The 17,913-nt window shown below is 64.7% G+C and carries 21 protein-coding genes; 2 read left to right on the top strand and 19 right to left on the bottom strand.

The features are described from left to right. From OVY48_RS15865 to OVY48_RS15830, 8 genes are all read right to left on the bottom strand, one after another. The gene (locus OVY48_RS15865; protein ID WP_313923525.1) at positions 1 to 1,446 is read right to left on the bottom strand and encodes a UDP-N-acetylmuramoyl-L-alanyl-D-glutamate--2,6-diaminopimelate ligase; all 1,446 of its coding nucleotides are present in this window, start codon (positions 1,444 to 1,446) and stop codon (positions 1 to 3) included. Continuing rightward, positions 1,443 to 3,158 (bottom strand): penicillin-binding protein 2, encoded by a 1,716-nt coding sequence (locus tag OVY48_RS15860; RefSeq protein WP_313923524.1) that lies wholly within the window; start codon positions 3,156 to 3,158, stop codon positions 1,443 to 1,445. Before OVY48_RS15860 ends, OVY48_RS15865 begins: the two co-directional genes overlap by 4 nt. Then, on the bottom strand, positions 3,158 to 3,811 hold the full coding sequence (locus OVY48_RS15855; protein WP_313923522.1) for a colicin transporter: 654 nt from the start codon (positions 3,809 to 3,811) through the stop codon (positions 3,158 to 3,160). Before OVY48_RS15855 ends, OVY48_RS15860 begins: the two co-directional genes overlap by 1 nt. Continuing rightward, positions 3,808 to 4,773 (bottom strand): 16S rRNA (cytosine(1402)-N(4))-methyltransferase RsmH, encoded by a 966-nt coding sequence (gene rsmH, locus OVY48_RS15850; RefSeq protein ID WP_313923521.1) that lies wholly within the window; start codon positions 4,771 to 4,773, stop codon positions 3,808 to 3,810. The genes OVY48_RS15855 and rsmH overlap by 4 nt, the downstream gene beginning before the upstream one ends. Continuing rightward, positions 4,770 to 5,267, bottom strand: coding sequence for a division/cell wall cluster transcriptional repressor MraZ (locus tag OVY48_RS15845; protein WP_069067024.1), 498 nt, complete (start codon positions 5,265 to 5,267; stop codon positions 4,770 to 4,772). Before OVY48_RS15845 ends, rsmH begins: the two co-directional genes overlap by 4 nt. A 184-nt stretch (positions 5,268 to 5,451) precedes the next feature. After that, positions 5,452 to 6,654 carry a Gldg family protein gene (locus OVY48_RS15840; protein ID WP_313923520.1) on the bottom strand — a complete coding sequence of 401 codons (1,203 nt, stop codon included), beginning with the start codon at positions 6,652 to 6,654 and terminating at the stop codon, positions 5,452 to 5,454. A 31-nt stretch (positions 6,655 to 6,685) separates the two neighbouring features. Then, positions 6,686 to 6,994 (bottom strand): hypothetical protein, encoded by a 309-nt coding sequence (locus tag OVY48_RS15835; RefSeq protein ID WP_037479264.1) that lies wholly within the window; start codon positions 6,992 to 6,994, stop codon positions 6,686 to 6,688. A gap of 42 nt (positions 6,995 to 7,036) precedes the next feature. Further along, complete coding sequence (locus OVY48_RS15830; protein WP_313924812.1) at positions 7,037 to 8,032, bottom strand: cysteine synthase A; 996 nt, start codon at positions 8,030 to 8,032, stop codon at positions 7,037 to 7,039. A 193-nt stretch (positions 8,033 to 8,225) separates the two neighbouring features. Here OVY48_RS15830 and OVY48_RS15825 point away from each other — a divergent pair, with 193 nt between their 5' ends. Both OVY48_RS15825 and OVY48_RS15820 read left to right on the top strand, forming a co-directional pair. Beyond that, positions 8,226 to 9,185 carry a cell wall hydrolase gene (locus OVY48_RS15825; RefSeq protein ID WP_313923519.1) on the top strand — a complete coding sequence of 320 codons (960 nt, stop codon included), beginning with the start codon at positions 8,226 to 8,228 and terminating at the stop codon, positions 9,183 to 9,185. Between the two features lie 361 nt (positions 9,186 to 9,546). Beyond that, complete coding sequence (locus OVY48_RS15820) at positions 9,547 to 9,675, top strand: entericidin A/B family lipoprotein (RefSeq protein WP_037476638.1); 129 nt, start codon at positions 9,547 to 9,549, stop codon at positions 9,673 to 9,675. 76 nt (positions 9,676 to 9,751) lie between these two features. Here OVY48_RS15820 and tatC read toward each other — a convergent pair whose 3' ends face one another. From tatC to glmU, 11 genes are all read right to left on the bottom strand, one after another. Beyond that, positions 9,752 to 10,531, bottom strand: a complete 780-nt coding sequence (gene tatC, locus OVY48_RS15815; RefSeq protein ID WP_313923518.1) for a twin-arginine translocase subunit TatC — start codon at positions 10,529 to 10,531, stop codon at positions 9,752 to 9,754. Then, on the bottom strand, positions 10,528 to 10,980 hold the full coding sequence (gene tatB, locus OVY48_RS15810) for a Sec-independent protein translocase protein TatB (protein ID WP_313923517.1): 453 nt from the start codon (positions 10,978 to 10,980) through the stop codon (positions 10,528 to 10,530). Before tatB ends, tatC begins: the two co-directional genes overlap by 4 nt. Positions 10,981 to 11,006: 26 nt before the next feature. After that, positions 11,007 to 11,243: a twin-arginine translocase TatA/TatE family subunit gene (locus OVY48_RS15805; protein ID WP_037476635.1), complete on the bottom strand. Its 237-nt coding sequence runs from the start codon at positions 11,241 to 11,243 to the stop codon at positions 11,007 to 11,009. A gap of 27 nt (positions 11,244 to 11,270) precedes the next feature. Further along, positions 11,271 to 11,861: an SMC-Scp complex subunit ScpB gene (gene scpB / locus OVY48_RS15800; RefSeq protein WP_313923516.1), complete on the bottom strand. Its 591-nt coding sequence runs from the start codon at positions 11,859 to 11,861 to the stop codon at positions 11,271 to 11,273. Further along, a complete protein-coding gene (locus tag OVY48_RS15795; RefSeq protein WP_313923515.1) occupies positions 11,858 to 12,619 on the bottom strand; it encodes a segregation and condensation protein A in 762 nt (253 codons plus the stop codon). Before OVY48_RS15795 ends, scpB begins: the two co-directional genes overlap by 4 nt. An 8-nt stretch (positions 12,620 to 12,627) precedes the next feature. Beyond that, the gene (gene glmS, locus OVY48_RS15790) at positions 12,628 to 14,451 is read right to left on the bottom strand and encodes a glutamine--fructose-6-phosphate transaminase (isomerizing) (protein ID WP_313923514.1); all 1,824 of its coding nucleotides are present in this window, start codon (positions 14,449 to 14,451) and stop codon (positions 12,628 to 12,630) included. A gap of 15 nt (positions 14,452 to 14,466) precedes the next feature. Then, positions 14,467 to 14,847: a PIN domain-containing protein gene (locus OVY48_RS15785; RefSeq protein ID WP_069066195.1), complete on the bottom strand. Its 381-nt coding sequence runs from the start codon at positions 14,845 to 14,847 to the stop codon at positions 14,467 to 14,469. Next, positions 14,844 to 15,218 carry a ribbon-helix-helix domain-containing protein gene (locus tag OVY48_RS15780; RefSeq protein ID WP_313923513.1) on the bottom strand — a complete coding sequence of 125 codons (375 nt, stop codon included), beginning with the start codon at positions 15,216 to 15,218 and terminating at the stop codon, positions 14,844 to 14,846. Before OVY48_RS15780 ends, OVY48_RS15785 begins: the two co-directional genes overlap by 4 nt. A gap of 45 nt (positions 15,219 to 15,263) precedes the next feature. Then, complete coding sequence (locus OVY48_RS15775; protein ID WP_313924811.1) at positions 15,264 to 16,115, bottom strand: metallophosphoesterase; 852 nt, start codon at positions 16,113 to 16,115, stop codon at positions 15,264 to 15,266. A 117-nt stretch (positions 16,116 to 16,232) separates the two neighbouring features. After that, positions 16,233 to 16,460, bottom strand: coding sequence for a hypothetical protein (locus OVY48_RS15770; protein ID WP_313923512.1), 228 nt, complete (start codon positions 16,458 to 16,460; stop codon positions 16,233 to 16,235). A gap of 63 nt (positions 16,461 to 16,523) precedes the next feature. Then, entirely contained in the window at positions 16,524 to 17,816 is a 1,293-nt protein-coding gene (gene glmU / locus OVY48_RS15765) for a bifunctional UDP-N-acetylglucosamine diphosphorylase/glucosamine-1-phosphate N-acetyltransferase GlmU (protein WP_313924810.1), read from the bottom strand. Between the last annotated feature and the right edge of the window lie 97 nt (positions 17,817 to 17,913).

Raw genomic sequence — 17,913 nt, 5'->3', positions numbered from 1 at the left:
TCACTCCGCGCACTCCCGCGCCACGGTCACATCGTCAAAGGGCAGCACCCGGTCGCCAATGATCTGGCCCTGCTCATGCCCCTTGCCGGCCAGCAGCACGATGTCGTCCTTGCCCGCCAGCGCGATCGCGGCGGCAATGGCGGCACGTCGTCCGCCAATTTCCTCGGCTCCTCGCGCGCCCGCCATCACGGCGGCACGGATCGCGGAAGGCTCTTCGGAACGCGGATTATCATCCGTCACGATCACATGGTCGGCCAGTTCCGCCGCAACCTGCCCCATCAATGGCCGCTTGCCCGCATCGCGATCCCCGCCTGCACCGAACAGCGCGATCAGCCGCCCCTTGGTATGCGGGCGCAAGGCCTCGATCGCGGCTTTCAGGCCGTCGGGCGTATGCGCATAATCGACATAGACCGGCGCACCCGTCTTGCTGATGACGGCCCGTTCCAGCCGCCCGCGCACGGGTTGCACCCGGCCCAGCAATTCCAGCACCTTGACCACGTCGCCGCCGGTCGCGATGACCAGCCCGGCTGCGGTCAGCGCATTGGCGGCCTGATACGCACCGATCAGCGGCAGATTGACGGTGTAACGCTTGCCCTCGACATTGATCTCCAGCAATTGCCCCAATTGCGTCGGCGTGCGTGAGACGAGGCGCAGTGCCTCCCCCTTTTCGCCGACCGACAGCAGTTTCAGCCCCCGCGCCGCGACCCGCGCGATCACCTTGTCCGACCAGGCATCGTCGGCCCACACAACCGCCGCGCCATCTGCCGCCACCACTTCATCGAACAACCGCATCTTGGCGTCGAAATAGCGGTCCATATCGCCATGATAGTCGAGATGGTCGCGCGACAAATTGGTGAACGCCCCCGCGACGACCGGCAATCCTTCGGTCCGATATTGGTCCAGCCCATGGCTCGACGCCTCGAACGCGGCATGGCTGACGCCCTCACGGCGCAGGCCCGACATGTTGGCGAGGAAGGTGACGATGTCCGGCGTCGTGAGACCCGTGGAAACCTGATCGACCGACGTCGTGACGCCCAGCGTGCCGATGGAGGCGGCATGATGCCCCATCATCCGCCACAATTGCCGCGCCAGTTCCACCGTCGACGTCTTGCCGTTTGTGCCGGTCACGGCCACGGTTACATCGGGAAAAGGCGCGAAATAGCGGGCGGCCAGTTGCGCAAACAGGCGACGGGGATTGGCGTGCGCAATATGGATCGCACCCTCGACCACCGCTTGCGGCCGGGCGACCACGGCGATCGCGCCTGCCTTCACCGCATCGGCAATATAATCCTCGCCATTGACGCGCAGCCCTTGGAACGCGCCGAACACCGTGCCCGGCGCGACCTTGCGATTGTCGATCGCGAAACCCGTGACATTGCGGTCGAGGTCGGCGTCCGCCCCGACATGAGGGTCCAGACCGTCGATCAGGGAACCCAGCCGTGTCATTCGCTCTCTCCCTTGGCCTTCCACAGCAGCGGCATCAGGTCCGAAATATCCACGTCGCGCCGCTCATCGGGCATCACGCCCAGCATCGGCCCGACCCGTTCGACCACGCGCTTGACCACGGGCGACGCGGTCCAGGCGGCGGTGCGCAGGCCGAACGTCTCCGCATTGCCCTTAGGCTCGTCCATCATCGCCAGGACGACATAGCGGGGATTATCCATCGGAAAGGTAGAGGCGAACGTCGTCACCAGCGAACTCTTGTTATAGCGACCTTCTTCGGGCTTCTCGGCGGAGCCCGTCTTGCCTCCCACCCGGAAACCCTTGGCGTCGGCGCTGCGTCCTGTACCCTCCGACACGATCATCCGCAACAGCTGGCGCATCCGCGCGCTCGTTGCGGCGGTGAAAACGCGGCGACCCTGCGGCACATCGTCCGCATCCAGCTTGCGCAACGTCGCGGGCCGCCACATCCCGCCATTGACGAGCGCGGCATAGGCGCTGGCCAGATGCAGCGGCGTCACCGCGATGCCATGGCCATAGGATACGGTCATCGTCGTGATCCGCCCCCAATTGGCGGGCCACAGCGTCCCGGCGCGCTCCTTCAGTTCGATCGGCGCGCGCTGGTCGAAATGCAGGGCGCGGAACAAATCCTGCAACGGGGCCGCCCCCAGTTCGTCGGCGATGCGCGCGGTCGCGATGTTGGAACTATGAACCAGCGTTTCCGGCACGTTGATCCAACGCCCCATGGCGTGGTCGTCCTTGATGCGGAACCCGGCGATGGCGATCGGCGCGGTCGCATCATAGCGCTTGCTCATCGACGTCACGACGCCCTTGTCCATGGCGGCGGCGATCGACAGCGGCTTGAAGGTCGAACCCAGTTCGTAGCGCGCCTGCACGATCTGGTTGCACAGCGGCGACTGGCTGCAGCTCTTGCCCGCATAATTTTGCAGCTTGTTGGGGTCGAACACCGGGATGGAGGCCATGGCGATCACTTCGCCGGTGTTGACGTCCAGGATGATCCCGCCCGCGCCACGCGCGCGCTGCGACACCATTTGCGCATAAAGCTCGCTTTCCAGCGCGCCCTGTACCCGGCTGTCGATCGAAATGGCAAACGGCTTGCCGCGCAGCGTCGCGTCGGTCAGCCGATCGTTGAACGCCGATTCGACGCCCATCCCGCCGACGCCGTTGGCGTTGGGCGCAAAGCCCAGCACATGCGCTGCCAGCGTCCGCTGCGGATAGAGACGTTCCTTTTCGCGCGGAAATTCGATGCCGATTTCGCCCAGCGCATTTACCGCCGCAACCTGTTCGGGCAGCGCCCGGCGGCGCAGATAGGCCCAACCCTTGCCGGTCAGCTTCTTGTAGAAGACTGCCTCGGCTTCGTCGGGGAAGATTTCGTGCAGCTTGCGCGCCAGTTCAGCCGGTTCGCCGATCAGCTTGGACGGGCGCACCGCCACTGAATAGGCATCCATCGTCCGCGCCAGCGGCACCCCGTTACGATCGACAATATCGGCGCGCGCGGGCAAAAAGGCCGACAGCGCATCATCGCCCTGCCCGCTCTGCGTGAAGATACCGACCCAGAATAGCCGCCCGATCACGATCAACGTGATGAGCATGAACAGGATCAGCAACAGCATCAGCCGGTTATGCGCGACGGCGGTCAGGCTGACGCGCTGCCGCCCGACACGGGCATGGCCGGGCTGAACGATGATCGTGGCCATCAGCGCGCCCCCTTCTTGCGTTCGCGCGCCGCCTTGGCGCTCAAATCGCCCAACGTACTGTCATCCAGCAACTTTGCGTCGAGCATCGCCATCCGTTCCGCCTTGCGCGCGACCGGATTGGGCTTCGACACATCAGCATCAACCTTGGCCTGTACCGCAGGCGTGCGGGCTGGCGTGGCCTTGGCCAGCTTCTCGACATTGTCGGCGGCATGGGCTTCGCGAATGACGGCGATGTCGCTGCGGATCTGGGTCGCGGCGGGACTGGCGGGCGCGGCCTGCGGCGCCGACGGCAGGTCGGCGGGGGTTTCCACCATCGCCACCATCACGGGTGGCGCGACATAGTCGGGGCCATTGGGCTGCACGCCGTCCAGCTGCGCCAATGCGCGCTCACCCGCCAGATATTGCCCGGCGGTCGGCGTGCCATACATGAAATCATGCTGGTTCCAGCTTTCGAGCTGCCGCATCGAGGCGCGCGCGCTGAATTCCGTTTCCAGATAACGGATCTCACCCTGCGTCCGCGCGATCTGCGCGCGTACCCGCATCAATTCGTTGCGCTCGGTCGCGACCTTGAGCGACACCATATAGGCCCCCAGCGCGCCCAGCGCGACCAGGATCACCCAGATCAGGCTCTGCAACCTCTTGACGGCGATCATGGACGGGCACTCCGGGCGGACGGGATAACGGGGGATTGGGCAACGGGGGCAGCGGTACGGACGGCGCTGCGCAAAGTGGCGGACCGGGCGCGGGGGTTGCGCGCCAGTTCCGCTTCACCGGCCCGCACCGCCTTGGCCGGCTTGGCGAAGGTCGGGGCGGCGCTCGCCTGCTTTTCAGGCATATGGCGCGATCCGCCCCCCTCGCCCCCGCTGCGATTGCGCAGGAACTGTTTGACGATGCGGTCCTCCAGGCTGTGGAAGGTGACGATCGCCAGGCGACCGCCCTCCTCCAGCAGCGCTTCGGCCGCTTCCAGCCCGCGCTCCAGCTCCTCCAGTTCGCGATTCACATGAATGCGGATCGCCTGAAAGGTGCGGGTCGCGGGGTCTTTCTTGTCATGCGGCTTGTGGCCCAGCGCCCGACGCACGACGCTGGCAAGCTGTGCCGTGCGCTCCAGCGGACGCGCCATCACGATCGCGCGAGCGACCCGGCGCGACCGTGGCTCGTCGCCATAGCGATAGATGACGTCGGCAATCTCTTCTTCGGCCGCTTCGTTCAGGAAATCGGCGGCATTCATGCCCGCCTGGCTCATCGTCATGTCGAGCGGGCCGTCAGCCTGAAAGGAAAAGCCGCGATCGGCCCGGTCGAGCTGCATCGAGGATACGCCGATATCGAGCGTCAGGCCCGACACCGATTCGATGCCCTGTTCGGCCAGCAATTCGCGCATCCGCGAAAACTCGCCCGCGATCAGCAGGATGTCGTTCGCCGCGGCGACGGCCTGGCCTTCGCGGATCGCATCGGGGTCGCGATCGAAGGCGATGACGCGCGCGCCCTTGCCCGCCATGGCGCGCGAATAGCCGCCCGCGCCGAACGTGCCATCGACATGGGTCTCGCCCGGCGCGATGGCCAGGGCGTCCAGCACTTCATCCAGCAGTACGGGGATATGCGGAACGGCCTCGGTCACTTGCCGCCCTCTGCCGCGCGCGCGTCGAGCCAGCGCTTCGCCTTGTTGCGGATGACCGCCGGACGATCGGGGCTGGCGACCAGCGCCTTGGGGTCCCAGAGCTGGAAATAAAGGCCAACGCCCAGAAAGACGACCGCGTCGGTGATGCCCACTTCTTCCTTGATATCGGGGTGCAGGAAGAAGCGGCCGCCATCGTCGAAATTCACGTCTTCGATCATGCTCAGGCGATTTTCGCGCTCCAGATCGCCGTTGAAGGGGCGGTTCGCCTCGCGCGCCAGCCGTTCCAGCTCGGCGACTTCATCATACAGGAACTGCTTGTATGACAGGCCAAAACCGGTGGCGCAGCCATTGGCCATGTGGATCGACAGGCACAGCCGGTTCTCGCCGCCGCTCGCCTGCTTGACCTGCTTGCGCATCTCCAGAGGCAGCACGAACCGGCCTTTGCCGTCCGCGACGCTGATTGCGTTGCCTGAATAGAGAATTGCGTCCGACACGGCGACTAGCGGCCCCTTTTCCATGGGGCACAGATTTCCTGCCCACGGAACCGCGATCGCGAATCCCGATGCACAGGACTGATCAACGCCTGATGAACCCCAATGCGAGATTACCTATCAAGCATGGGCTGGGCTGCAAAGGGAATTTTCGGGATTTACCGGGAAAACCCGGTCAAAAATGGGATCAACCGCTTTCTGGCGCTTCTCCTTCGGGATATACCTTCTTTGTTCTCGTGCCGCCGCCCGGCCTGACCCCGCGCAACAGCCCCGCACCCATCACGGCCCAGCCCAGCCCAGCCAGAATCGCCCAGCGCAGCGCCGCGACCACATCCGCCCCTTCGCGCATCCAGCGCCGGTCGTCGGGGATCGCTGCGCCCAACCATTGCCCAATGCGCGCGGGCGTGTCGGCGCTCCAGACGCGGGGGTCGAGCGGACGGGCGGGATCGGCAAGCCACAGCCGATCATCGATCAGGTCCGCATCGCCCAACAGCACGACCTCACCCCGGCCGATCCGCTTGCGCTGCACCATGTCCCCCGCCATCTGCGCGCCCGACAGGGTGAGAAGGGCGCCATCCGGCAGGAACCAGCGCCGCTCCCCGTCTTCGATGCGGTCGAACGCAAAGCCCCAATGGCCCAGCAACGGCTCCAACAAGCTGGTGGCGGGCGCGCGGCGACGGTCGCCCATGGGCAGGTCGGACGGCCAGCGCAGCAGCGGATCGGCCAGCACCACCGCCCTGCCCCCGCCCCGCACCCAGCGATCGACCGCCACCAAGGCTTCGGGCGTCATCGCGCGCGGCTGGACGAGCAGCAGCAGGCGCGCACGCGACGGCTCCAATTGCTGTGCATCATCGATCGGCTGGACGGTGAAACGGGTGCGCAGCACGGTGACGATCGCCGCGTCGGCCCGTCCCTGCGCATCCCAGAACAAAGGCAGGGCGGTGATCACCGCCAGGGCCGGGCGATCGACGACAGGTTCGATCGGTTGCGCCGGGCCGCGCCACGCCAACAGGGCCGCCAGAGCCAGCAAGGCAATGCCACCGGCCACACGTTTTGCGCGCAATGGCGCACCCTGCCGGACCAACGCGCCACCAAAAGCCGCTGATAATGCAACCAGGATCAACCCGATCGCCGCCACAGGGTCAGGCCACCGCCCCGCCGCAACCCCGCAGAAAAGCAAAGCAGACACGACGCCGCCCATGGCCCAGGCCAGCAACGGCCATCCCCGCCTTGCCAGCAACAGCCCCATCGCCGCCATTACCGCCAGCGCGGGCCAAGCCCACTCCCATGGGTCGGTCTGACCAGTCACAAAAGCGCGCTGCAGTCCGGCGAGCAAAATCGCCAGGCCCGGCAGCCACAGGATCAGGACTCGCTTCAGCACCGCCATCATGGGCGGCTTCCCCTGATCCTGTTCATCGGCGTCAGCGCGACGGCTGCGCGGGGTCGCGATCCATGGGATTACGCAAATTGGGGTCCGGCTCAAGATCGGGGACCAGAGGCGCCTGCTCCGGCGCGGGCTGTACCCCGAGTTCGGCGAGCGGGTCTCTGGGCGACACGGCCGCATTGCTGGCCATCGTCGGCACCGCTGGCGGCGGCAGCGCCGCATCGTCCACCCGCGCCTTTTCGATCACGATATTGGCAAGGCCCACCAGCAACACGACGCCCGCCAGTCCGGTCAGGCCGATCTGGACGCGCTGCAACCCTTCCACGCGGCGGGGTGTCTCAGCCATGAACTTGCTCATTTTCTTGTCGCCGCGACCCGTGTCGGCGCATTAACCATTGTGCGCGAGCCAAGGGAAGACCGTCAACCCCTTCGCTTCGAGCCACTGGCGATTATAGAGCGTCGAGAGATAGCGGAAACCCGTGTCGCACAATATGGTGACGATCCGCTTGCCCGGCCCCAATTGCCGCGCCAGCGCTACCGCGCCCGCGACATTGATCCCCGACGAGAGGCCCAGACACAGCCCTTCCTCGCTCAGCAGGCGGCGGACCCATTCCAGCCCTTCCTCGTCCGAGATGCGGAACTGGGTGTCGATCGGCGCGCCTTCCAGATTGGCGGTGATCCGGCCCTGCCCGATCCCTTCGGCGACCGATGACCCTTCGGCCTTCAATTCGCCATGGGCATAATAGTTGAACAGCGCCGCGCCGTGCGGATCGCTGAGCGCGATGGTGATGCCCTCATCCTTGGCCTTGAGGCCGAGGCCAACGCCCGCAATCGTCCCGCCGGTCCCCGCCGCGCAGGTGAAGCCGTCGATCCGCCCCTCCATCTGGGTCCAGATCTCTTCCGCCGTGCCGACGATATGCGCTTTGCGATTGGCGATATTGTCGAACTGGTTGGCCCAGATCGCGCCTTCCGTCTCCTCCGCCATGCGGCGCGAGGTATGGACGAAATGGCCGGGGTTGGAATAGGGCGCAGCCGGCACCGTGACCAATTCGGCGCCCAGCGCGCGCAGCGTATCCATCTTCTCGCGGCTCTGCGTTTCGGGCATGACGATGATCGACTTATAGCCCTTGGCATTGGCGACCAGCGCCAAACCGATGCCGGTATTGCCCGCCGTCCCCTCGACGATCGTCCCGCCCGGCTTCAACAGCCCGCGTTCCTCGGCATCATTGACGATGAACAGCGCGGCGCGATCCTTGACCGACGCGCCGGGGTTGGCGAATTCGCACTTGGCGAAGATGTCGCAGCCCGTTTCCTGGGAAGGGCCGGTGAGGCGCACCATCGGCGTGTTGCCAATCAGCGCGAGACTATTGTTCTGGAGCAGCATGGCGTGACGCATAGCGGACGCCATGCACCTTTGCCAAGCAAGGGAATGATGGCCCGGTGAAAGAGCCGATTGTTAACGCGGCCGCTGGTTAACGTCCCATCGCGGCACAGCGCAAAATCCGGCAGGCAATTTTTAGCATTTTGGCTTATGGGGCAGCGCAGGCAGCCCATGGCTGCGGCTATAAGGTCTTGAAATGCAGCGGCTCGAACGGTTCAGCGGATGTAAGGGACGCAGCGCGGTCATAGGACTTGCGCTGTTGGCGCTGGCCGCGCCGCGCTTCATCACCGCCGCACCGCTCGACATGCTCGATGGCGATCAGGGCCGCGCGTCGGCCGACCCCGCCGAAGAATCGGCGGCGAATTTTCCCGGCTCCGCCTTTTTCTTCGCACAAGGCGCGTTCGATCCCGTGCCGGGCGTCGAAACCGTGCAGAGCCAGCATGTGCTGGGCCTCGATGCGGTCAAGGCCGCCCCCGCCACCATCTTTCGCGGCCTCACCCCGCTCGACAGCTATCGCGCGGTCAACTGCCTGACCTCGGCCATCTATTATGAAGCCGGAAACGAACCGGAAGACGGCCAGCGCGCCGTCGCGCAAGTCGTGCTCAACCGGGTGCGCAGCCAGCTCTGGCCCGATACCGTGTGCGGCGTCGTCTATGAAGGGTCCGAACGCACCGACTATCGCTGCCAATTCACCTTCAGCTGCGACGGCGCGATGGCTAGGCTGCCTGCGGCCGCTTCATGGAACCGCGCCCGCCGCGTCGCGCAGGAGGCGCTGAGCGGCACCGTTTATGCGCCGGTCGGCCTCGCCACCCATTATCACACGCTCGCCGTCCGCCCGGACTGGTCGTCGCGCCTGCATGCCGTGGCGGTCATCGGCGCGCATATCTTCTATCGCAATCCCGGCTTCAACGGCACACCCGCTGCCTTTCGCGCGGTCTATCTGGGCCGGGAAACCCAGTCCGGCCCGGCGCGCCGCGTCTGGCCTACCCGCCCAGTGGCCCCCGTCGAACTGCTTGCCCCCGCCTATAGCGCCCCAGCGCCAGCCAAGGCTGCGCCTGCAATCGGCTGGACGCCGCCTGCGCCCCAGGTCGATGACAGCCTGCCGGAATCGACGATCCGCCCGGAATATCGCAATAGCGGCCGGCCGCTGATCTGACTTTTGATGATGGCCGGCACCCTGTTTTAATCTTAACGGCCGGTTGACCATCAAAGTCCTTGAAAAGACGCGCGATAAAAAGTGCAAATTTTTGACCCCGGTTTGGAACCAGATTTCGGGCTTGTGGGTTCTATATTCAGGACAGCAAATCTTTTGCCCCCCGCTCTTGCTGTCCAATATTATGAGCCCGGAATGCTTCCCCCCCCGACGCGTTCCGGGCTCAACCTTTTTCCGGGCAAGATAATATTTGAAATCATTATATTTTCCACCGCCGGAACGCTTTGTCGGGCGGCGGGTTCTGATCTGCGTCACCGGCATGGCGCAAACCAACCGGTCGCGAAGTTTCTCAAGGAGACGGTCTATGACGAAGAAGATTTTCGCAGCCCTGCTGCTCACCGGTTCGCTGATGGTCGCCGCCTGCAACACCGTCGAAGGCGCTGGCCGCGACGTACAGAGCGCGGGCGAAGCGGTCGAACGCGCGGTCGACTGACCTGCACGATTTTCTGATTTGCCTCCCAGGCATCAATGAGGTCTGCCCCCAAGGGGCAGGCCTCTTTTTTGCGAGTTCAGGCCGCCGACTCTTCCGCCTCTTCACCCTTGGCCTTGCGCCGGTCGGTGAACCAGATCGCCATGATCGTGATTTCGTACAGCAGCAGCAGCGGGATCGCGAGCATCAGCTGCGACACGACATCGGGCGGCGTCAATACGGCCGCGACGATGAAGGCCGCCACGATCATATAGCGGCGCAGGCCGATCAATTGCGCCCGGCTGACAAAGCCCGCGCGGTTCAGCAGCATCAGCAGCACCGGCATCAGGAAACTGATCCCGAACGCCAGGATGAACTGCATCACCAGCCCCAGATACGCGTCCGCGCTGGGCAGCGCCTCGACCTGCAGGCCGCTGCTATTGCCCTGAAACTCCAGGAAGAAGTGAAACGCCGTCGGCATCACCACGAAATAGGCGAGGCTTGCGCCTAGGCCGAACAGGAAGGGCGTCGCCAGGATGAAGGGCAGCAGCGCCTTCTTTTCCTTGGCATAGAGCCCCGGCGCCACGAACGCCCAAAGCTGGTTGGCGATGATCGGGAAGGACAGGCAGAAGGCCCCGAAAAAGGCGATCTTCACCTGCACGAAAAAGGCTTCGTAGAGCTTGGTATAGACGAGCTTGCCGCCGCCATCGCCAAAGGCTTCCTTGAGCGGATGCACCAGGATCGCGAAAAGCTGTTCGGAAAAATAGAAGCACAGCGCCCCGGTCAGAGCCAACGCGTAGACGCATTTGAGCAGCCGACCGCGCAATTCGATCAGATGGTCGAGCAGAGGGGCCTTGCTCTCGTCAATATCGCCGATCATGCCGCTGCGTCTCCCTTGGAGGCCGCAGATGCGTCGGCGACATAGGGCGGACCATCCGATGCCGCGATCGGCGCGGCGGCGACAGGCGCAGACTCTGCCACGAACGGCGGCACTTCCACTGGCGCAGGCACGGCCGACTGCGCGACATAGGGTGGATGCTCGTCAGCCGCCGCTGGCGCGTCCAGCGCTTCCATAGCAGGGGCGGCGCTTTCGGGCGGATGCTCGGCCATGATCCGCTTATTCTGGTCGGCCCATTTCTTTTCCAGTTCTTCCAGTTCGACTTCGCGCACCATCGCGTCCAGGCCCGTGCGGAAATGGCGGGCCATGCCCTGCGCCTTGCCGATCAACTGCCCCACCTTGTAGAGCGCGCGCGGCAAGTCCTTTGGCCCGATCACGATCACCGCAATGATCACGATCACCAGAAACTCGGTGGAATCGATGCCGAACATGGGACTGGTCTACCAGATTGTGCGAATCAGACCTTGGTCTTGTCTTCCGTGGTCACGCTCGCATCCTGTTCGGACACGCGCTGCCCCTCGATACGGCTGGCAGGCTTGGTCGGCGTGGCGTCATCATCGTCGGCCATGCCCTTCTTGAAGCTCTTGATACCCTTGGCGACGTCACCCATCAGGCCGGAAATCCGACCGCCACCGAACAGCAGCATGACGACCAGGAGTACAATGACCCAGTGCATCAGCGAAAAGGAACCCATTTTCAATACTCCAGCAAGCAGACCTATCTAGGCCACATCATCGTCAGTTTCCAGAACGGATTGGCCGCCCAGACCCTCCAGCGCCAAATCCACCGGATCGAGCAGCCCGGCCGCGCGCAGATCGTCCACGCCCGGCAGGTCACGGCGGCTGCTAAGCCCGAAATGTGACAGGAAGTCTACGGTCGTCGCATAGATGAGCGGACGGCCCGGCACTTCGCGCCGCCCGGCGGGCCGCACCCAGCCCGCTTCCATTAGCACGTCGAGCGTCCCCTTGGCCACCTGTACGCCCCGGATCGCCTCGATCTCGGCGCGGCTGACCGGCTCATGATAAGCGATGATCGCCAGCGTCTCCATCGCCGCGCGCGACAATTTGCGCGGCTCATCCTTTTCACGGCGCAGGATATGCGCCAGGTCCGGCGCTGTCTGGAAATGCCAGCGCCCGCCGCGCTCGACCAGATTGACGCCCCGCCCGGCATAGTCATCCGCCAGTCGCGCCAGCGCCGCCGTCAGGTCGCCCTCGCCGACATGCAGTTTGAGGTCCGCAGGCGTCATCGGCGCTTCCGCCACGAACAGCGCCGCCTCCACCGCGCGCCGGAAATCGTCGGGTTCTTCATTCATGCCCCTGCCCCCGGTGTCGCCGCGCGAAGATAGAGCGGCTGGAAAATCCCGTCCTGCTGCAATTCCACCCGCCCCTGCCGCGCCAGTTCCAGCGCCGCGACGAAACTGCTCGCCAGCGCCGACTTCGCCTTGGGACCGTCCAGATCTTCGGGCAGAAACGACTCCAGCCGCGTCCAGTCGATCGCCGTGCCGACCAGCGCGCCGACGCGCTGGATCGCCTCGTCCAGCGTCATCACGGGTCGCCGCGCAATGGTGTGAACGACCGGCCGTGTGCGCGCGCGGATCTGGCCATAGGTCTGGATCAGGTCGTAGAGGCTTGCGCGCCACTGCGTCTTGCGCACCAGCCGCAGCCCTTCGGGCTTGCGCCGCACGAACACGTCGCGGCCGATCCGATCCCGCGCCATCAGCCGCGCGGCGGCATCGCGCATCGCGTTCAGGCGCTGCAACCGCAATTGCAGGCGCAGCGCCATTTCTTCGGGGCTGGGATCGGGCTGTTCCTGCCGGGGCAGCAGCAGCGAGGATTTCAGATAGGCGAGCCACGCCGCCATCACCAGATAATCGGCCGCCAGTTCCAGCTTCAATTGTCGCGCGCCATCGATGAAGGCGAGATACTGTTCGGTCAGTTCCAGGATCGAAATCTCGCGCAGGTCGACCTTCTGCCCCCGCGCCAGCGTCAGCAACAGGTCGAGCGGGCCTTCCCAATGGTCGAAGCTGACGGTCAATATGTCCGGGCCGGGGATGACCGGCGACGCGAACATATCCTCGCTCACTCCACCGTCACCGACTTGGCGAGGTTGCGCGGCTGATCGACATCCGTGCCCTTGGCGACCGCGACATGATAGGCCAGCAACTGCACCGGCACCGCATAGACGAGCGGCGCGATCAGCGGATGCACTTTGGGCATTTCGATCGTCGCCATGCAGCCCTCACCGGCCAGCGCAATGCCTTCCGCGTCGGAAATCAGCACCACCTTGCCACCGCGCGCCTGCACTTCCTGCATGTTGCTGACGGTCTTTTCGAACAACGGCCCGCTCGGCGCGATGACGATCACCGGCACCAGTTCGTCGATCAGCGCGATCGGCCCATGTTTCATCTCGCCAGCGGCATAGCCTTCGGCATGGATATAGCTGATTTCCTTAAGCTTGAGCGCTCCTTCCAGCGCCATCGGATAGTCCGGCCCGCGCCCCAGATACAGCACGTCGCGCGCCGGTGCGATCAGATGCGCCATCGCCTCGATCTGGCCGTCGCGGCTCAGCGCCTCGTTGAGCGCAGCGGGCGCTTCGGACAGGTGCCAGACGATCTCGGCCTCTTCCTCAGGGCTCAACTTGCCCTTGGCCCGCGCCAGATTGGCCGCCAGCGCCGCCAGCACCGCCAATTGGCAGGTGAACGCCTTGGTAGACGCGACGCCGATCTCCGGCCCGGCATGGGTAGGCAGCAACAGGTCGGCCTCGCGCGCCATCGAACTGGTGGGGACATTGACCACGACCGCGATGATCTGCCCCTCTGCCCTGGCATGGCGCAGCGCCGCCAGCGTGTCCGCCGTCTCGCCCGACTGGCTGATGAACAGCGCCAGCCCGCCCGGCTCCAGCACCGGGTCGCGATAGCGGAACTCGCTTGCCACATCGATATCGACGGCGACGCGGGCGAATTTCTCGAACCAATATTTGGCGACCAGCCCGGCATAATAGCTGGTGCCGCAAGCGACGATGGTGATGCGCTTCACCGACCCCAGGTCGAAATCCATGTCGGGCATGGCGACCTCATTTTCCATCCGGCGCAGATAGGCGCGCAGCGTCTGGGCAACGACCACTGGTTGTTCGAAAATCTCCTTCTGCATGAAGTGGCGATGATTGCCCTTGTCGATCATCGCCCCCGACACCCCGGACAGCGTCACCGGCCGTTCGACCGGCTGATTATCCTTGTCGAAAATCTCCGCGCCTTGAGCTGTGATGACGACCCAGTCGCCCTCCTCCAGATAGGCGATCCGCTGCGTCAACGGGGCCAGCGCCAGTGCATCGGACCCCAAATAGGTCTCGCCATCGCCATAGCCCACGACCAACGGCGACCCCAGCCGCGCGCCGATCAACATGTCGGGATGGCTGCGGAACAATATGGCCAGCGCAAAGGCCCCGTGCAGGCGCGGCAAAACCTGCGCGACGGCATCGCGCGGCGACACGCCCTGCTCCACCAGTTCGCTCACCAGATGGGCGACCACCTCGGTATCGGTCTGGCTGTCGAAGATGCGCCCGCGCGCCATGAGTTCGGCGCGCAGCGGCTTGAAATTCTCGATAATGCCATTGTGGACCAGCGCCACTTCGCGCGTCGCATGCGGGTGCGCGTTACTGGTCGTCGGCGCGCCGTGCGTCGCCCAGCGGGTATGAGCGATACCGGTGGTGCCGGGCAGCGGTTCGTCGCGCAATTCGGTCACCAGATTGGCGAGTTTCCCCTCCGCCCGCCGCCGCTCGATCGCGCCGTCATGGACCGTGGCGACACCCGCGCTGTCATAGCCGCGATATTCCAGCCGCTTGAGGCCATCGACCAGCCGCTCCGCCACGTCGTCCCTGCCGATGATACCGATAATGCCGCACATGTGCCGGAGAGCCTTTCAGAGGATATAGGGAACGCGAATGCCCGGCATCTCTGCCGGAAAATCCTTAATATTGCGGGTCACCAACACGCGGCCGCGCAACTGGGCCGTGGCCAGGATGATGGCGTCCATCGCTTTGAGCCGACCGCGTTCGCGGCGCAAGGCCGCCGCGCGTCGGCCGACTTCCGCATCGATCTCATCGACCCCGAAACCGGACAACAAAGTTTCGGCCCGCCACAGCCCGTCGCCCACGCCCTTCGACATCACTTCGATCCAGACCGCCCGGCTGATCCATGCCCGCGCGCCAAAATCGGTCGCGCGATCAATCTCCGCGCGCGCCGGTGGAAAGCCCGCCAGCGCATCGATGATGATGTTGGTATCGAAACTAAATCCGCTCACCGGGACGCCGGCTTTTGAGAGCCGGGATAGTTGCCCGCCACCATATCGAGATAAATCTGGCGCTGGCGATCATCCTCCGCGTCGAACAAGTCAGGGAACTCCGCCTTGGTGTCTTCGTAGTCGTCGTCCCAGGGCCGGGTCGATGAGGCCCGCTCCCGCCGCTGCCACGCGACCGCATCGCCTATATCGACACTCTCTTTCCATGCGCCAAAGCCAATATCGAGCCATTTCTTGCTGGTCACGGACTCCGTTTCCACGCGGTAATCCCGCACCGCCTCCCGCAACACCGCCGCGCGCGACTTACCCTGCTCGCGGGCCAGTTGGTCGAGCCATTTGACGTCTTCGTCGGGAATATCGGCCAGGAAGCGCATGATGATAGATTGATATCATATCATGATATCATGTCAACAGGCGTCTCACTGTGGCCGGACAGTGATCAGCCAGATGTCCGGCGGTGCCAGCATCCGAATCGGCAATCCGCTGGTTCCGACCCCGCCCGCCACGATCATCGTCCTAGCCCGGTCGCGATACAGGCCGCAGGCATAGCGGGTGCCATATTTCGACGGGACGTAGACGATTCCGGCAAAGGGCAGCGCTACCTGCCCGCAATGTGTATGCCCCACCAGCGTCAGCGACGGCACATCGGGCAAAGCCGGAAACACATCCGGCCCGTGCGACAGGATCAGCGGCGCACCGCCCACCCGCGCCATCGCCGCCAGCGTCGCGGGCAGGTCGATCCTGCGCGTATAGACATCCTGCAACCCGCCGATCGCCAGCGGCCCGCGCCGCACCGCGCCATCCTGCAACAGGGTGATGCCCATGCGCGCAAAGGCCGCCTGCCAGTCCGCGCCACGCAAAGCGCGCTGGTTCTTCTGGCTGCGGCTGTCATGATTGCCCAGCACCGCGACCACGCCCAGAGGTGCGCGCAGCCCTGCAAAGGGCGCGATGCTGGCCCGCGCATCATAGGTCGCGCCACCCTTGGCATCGCCGATATAGTCGCCGCCCAGCAGGATGAGGTCAGGCTTGAGCGCATTGATCTGCGCCACGATCCGCGCCATCCGCGCCGGGCTATTGTCCGGCCCCGACAAATGCGTGTCGGTCAGCAAGGCGACCGTGACCGGGCTACGCGGCGCATCGGCCGGAAAGGGCAACGCCACCTCCGCGCGCCGCACCACCGGCATGGCGCGCGCATTGAGGATGAGCCAGAGAGCGAGCCCGCCCGCAAGCAGAACCAGCGCCAGCAGCGTCCAAAGAATTTTACGGCGTATGCTCAAAGAACGACGTGCTCCTGCGCAAGCAGGAGCCCAGGGTCGATCGGATTGCCCTGCACACTAGGCTCCTGCTTTCGCAGGAGCACCAAATCCTTCCTCACCTCACGGCTACCATCATATATAGCGATCATATTGCGACAATCTTCTCGCCATACCGTCCTTCAACGCCGGATTTTCATTGAATAATGGATCAATAATGCTGGCATGAATTTCATGAACGGCAGATGCGATCGCTATTTTCAGATCCTTTCTGTCTTCTGGTATCAATCGCGCCAAGTCACCAATGTCTCGCGCAGCCTTGATACACGTGGCAGAAATTATCAAAGCGAGGTCATCATCCACTGAGCAATGCTCCACTTTCCTAATGGGCCAACAAGCCTCACGACGCCGATAGCGTCCTGCTGCTCACTTCGCCGCCTTCTTCGCCACCATCCGCTCGCGAAACGCCGCAGCCCAGCCGGGCTTTGCAACCTGCGCGGGCCGCACCAGGCATAGCGCATCATCGCCCACCGGCTGCGTCACCACGCTGCCCGCCGCCACGATCGCGCCATCGCCAATCCTGACCGGCGCGACCAGCGCGCTGTTCGATCCGATGAACGCCCCCGCGCCGATTTCCGTGCGATATTTGAAGAAACCGTCATAATTGCAGGTGATCGTCCCCGCGCCGATATTGGCCCCCGCGCCCACGCCCGCATCGCCGATATAGGACAGGTGATTGACCTTCGCCCCCTCGCCCAGCCGCGCCTTCTTGATCTCGACGAAATTGCCGACCTTGGCCTTGACCCCGATCTCCGCACCAGGCCGCAGCCGCGCATAGGGTCCGATCGCAGCGCCGCGCTCGATGCGCGCACCCTCCAGATGGGAGAAGGCGTGGATCACGACATCATCGGCCACCGTCACGCCCGGTCCGAACACGACGTTCGGCTCCACCACCACGTCGCGGCCCAGCACCGTATCATGGGCAAAGAACACCGTCTCCGGCGCCACCAAGGTCACGCCCTCGCGCATCGCCTCGATCCGGCGGCGCGCCTGCCACATCGCTTCCACGCCCGCCAGTTCGACCCGGCTGTTAACCCCCGCCACTTCCCAAGCTTCGGTCTCGATGACGGCGCTCTGCGCGCCGGGCAGCATGATGATGTCGGGCAGATAATATTCGCCAGCTACATTGTCATTGCCGATCTGGTCGAGCAGCACGAACAGGTCGGTCGATCGCACCGCCATCAGCCCGCTATTGCACAACGTCACCGCGCGCTCGGCCTCGCTCGCATCCTTATATTCGACCATCTTGCCGATCATGCCCTGTCCGTCGGCGATGATCCGGCCGTAGGCGGCGGCGTCATCGGGGCGGAAGCCCAGCACCACCGCGCGCGGATCATCGCCCCGGTTCAGCCGATCGAGCATCGCCCGCATCGTTCCGGCGCTCACCAGCGGCACATCGCCATAGAGGATCAGCACATCGCCCGCGAATCCGGCCAGCGCCTCATGGGCTTGGGCGACCGCATGACCAGTGCCCAACTGCTTGTCCTGCACCGCGATCACCGCGCCGGTGCCCGCTACCGCCGCTTCCACCTGCTCCCGGCCTGCGCCGACGACCACCACCTGCCGCTCCGGCTCCAGCGCGGCGACACTAGCGAGCAGGTGCAACAGCATCGGCCGCCCGGCGACCGGGTGCAAAACCTTGTGCAGCGCGGATTTCATGCGCGTGCCTTGGCCTGCGGCAAGGATGATGACGGCGAGAGGGCGGGCGGCAGTCACGATGGCTTTGTCCCTGATAAGTGCGTTGGATCATGCGGCT

The sequence above is a fragment of the Sphingobium sp. SA2 genome (assembly GCF_032227065.1).
Lineage (GTDB): Bacteria > Pseudomonadota > Alphaproteobacteria > Sphingomonadales > Sphingomonadaceae > Sphingobium.
Note: the sequence above shows the minus strand (reverse complement) of the source record. Positions and strands in the feature narration are given on the sequence as shown.

Coding starts and splice junctions, on each gene's coding strand:
- OVY48_RS15865 (WP_313923525.1), bottom strand. CDS start 1,446: ATGACACGGCTGGGTTCCCTGATCGACGGTCTGGACCCTCATGTCGGG.
- OVY48_RS15860 (WP_313923524.1), bottom strand. CDS start 3,158: ATGGCCACGATCATCGTTCAGCCCGGCCATGCCCGTGTCGGGCGGCAG.
- OVY48_RS15855 (WP_313923522.1), bottom strand. CDS start 3,811: ATGATCGCCGTCAAGAGGTTGCAGAGCCTGATCTGGGTGATCCTGGTC.
- OVY48_RS15840 (WP_313923520.1), bottom strand. CDS start 6,654: ATGATGGCGGTGCTGAAGCGAGTCCTGATCCTGTGGCTGCCGGGCCTG.
- OVY48_RS15835 (WP_037479264.1), bottom strand. CDS start 6,994: ATGGCTGAGACACCCCGCCGCGTGGAAGGGTTGCAGCGCGTCCAGATC.
- OVY48_RS15830 (WP_313924812.1), bottom strand. CDS start 8,032: ATGCTGCTCCAGAACAATAGTCTCGCGCTGATTGGCAACACGCCGATG.
- OVY48_RS15825 (WP_313923519.1), top strand. CDS start 8,226: ATGCAGCGGCTCGAACGGTTCAGCGGATGTAAGGGACGCAGCGCGGTC.
- OVY48_RS15820 (WP_037476638.1), top strand. CDS start 9,547: ATGACGAAGAAGATTTTCGCAGCCCTGCTGCTCACCGGTTCGCTGATG.
- tatC (WP_313923518.1), bottom strand. CDS start 10,531: ATGATCGGCGATATTGACGAGAGCAAGGCCCCTCTGCTCGACCATCTG.
- tatB (WP_313923517.1), bottom strand. CDS start 10,980: ATGTTCGGCATCGATTCCACCGAGTTTCTGGTGATCGTGATCATTGCG.
- OVY48_RS15805 (WP_037476635.1), bottom strand. CDS start 11,243: ATGGGTTCCTTTTCGCTGATGCACTGGGTCATTGTACTCCTGGTCGTC.
- scpB (WP_313923516.1), bottom strand. CDS start 11,861: ATGAATGAAGAACCCGACGATTTCCGGCGCGCGGTGGAGGCGGCGCTG.
- OVY48_RS15795 (WP_313923515.1), bottom strand. CDS start 12,619: ATGTTCGCGTCGCCGGTCATCCCCGGCCCGGACATATTGACCGTCAGC.
- glmS (WP_313923514.1), bottom strand. CDS start 14,451: ATGTGCGGCATTATCGGTATCATCGGCAGGGACGACGTGGCGGAGCGG.
- OVY48_RS15780 (WP_313923513.1), bottom strand. CDS start 15,218: ATGCGCTTCCTGGCCGATATTCCCGACGAAGACGTCAAATGGCTCGAC.
- glmU (WP_313924810.1), bottom strand. CDS start 17,816: ATGAAATCCGCGCTGCACAAGGTTTTGCACCCGGTCGCCGGGCGGCCG.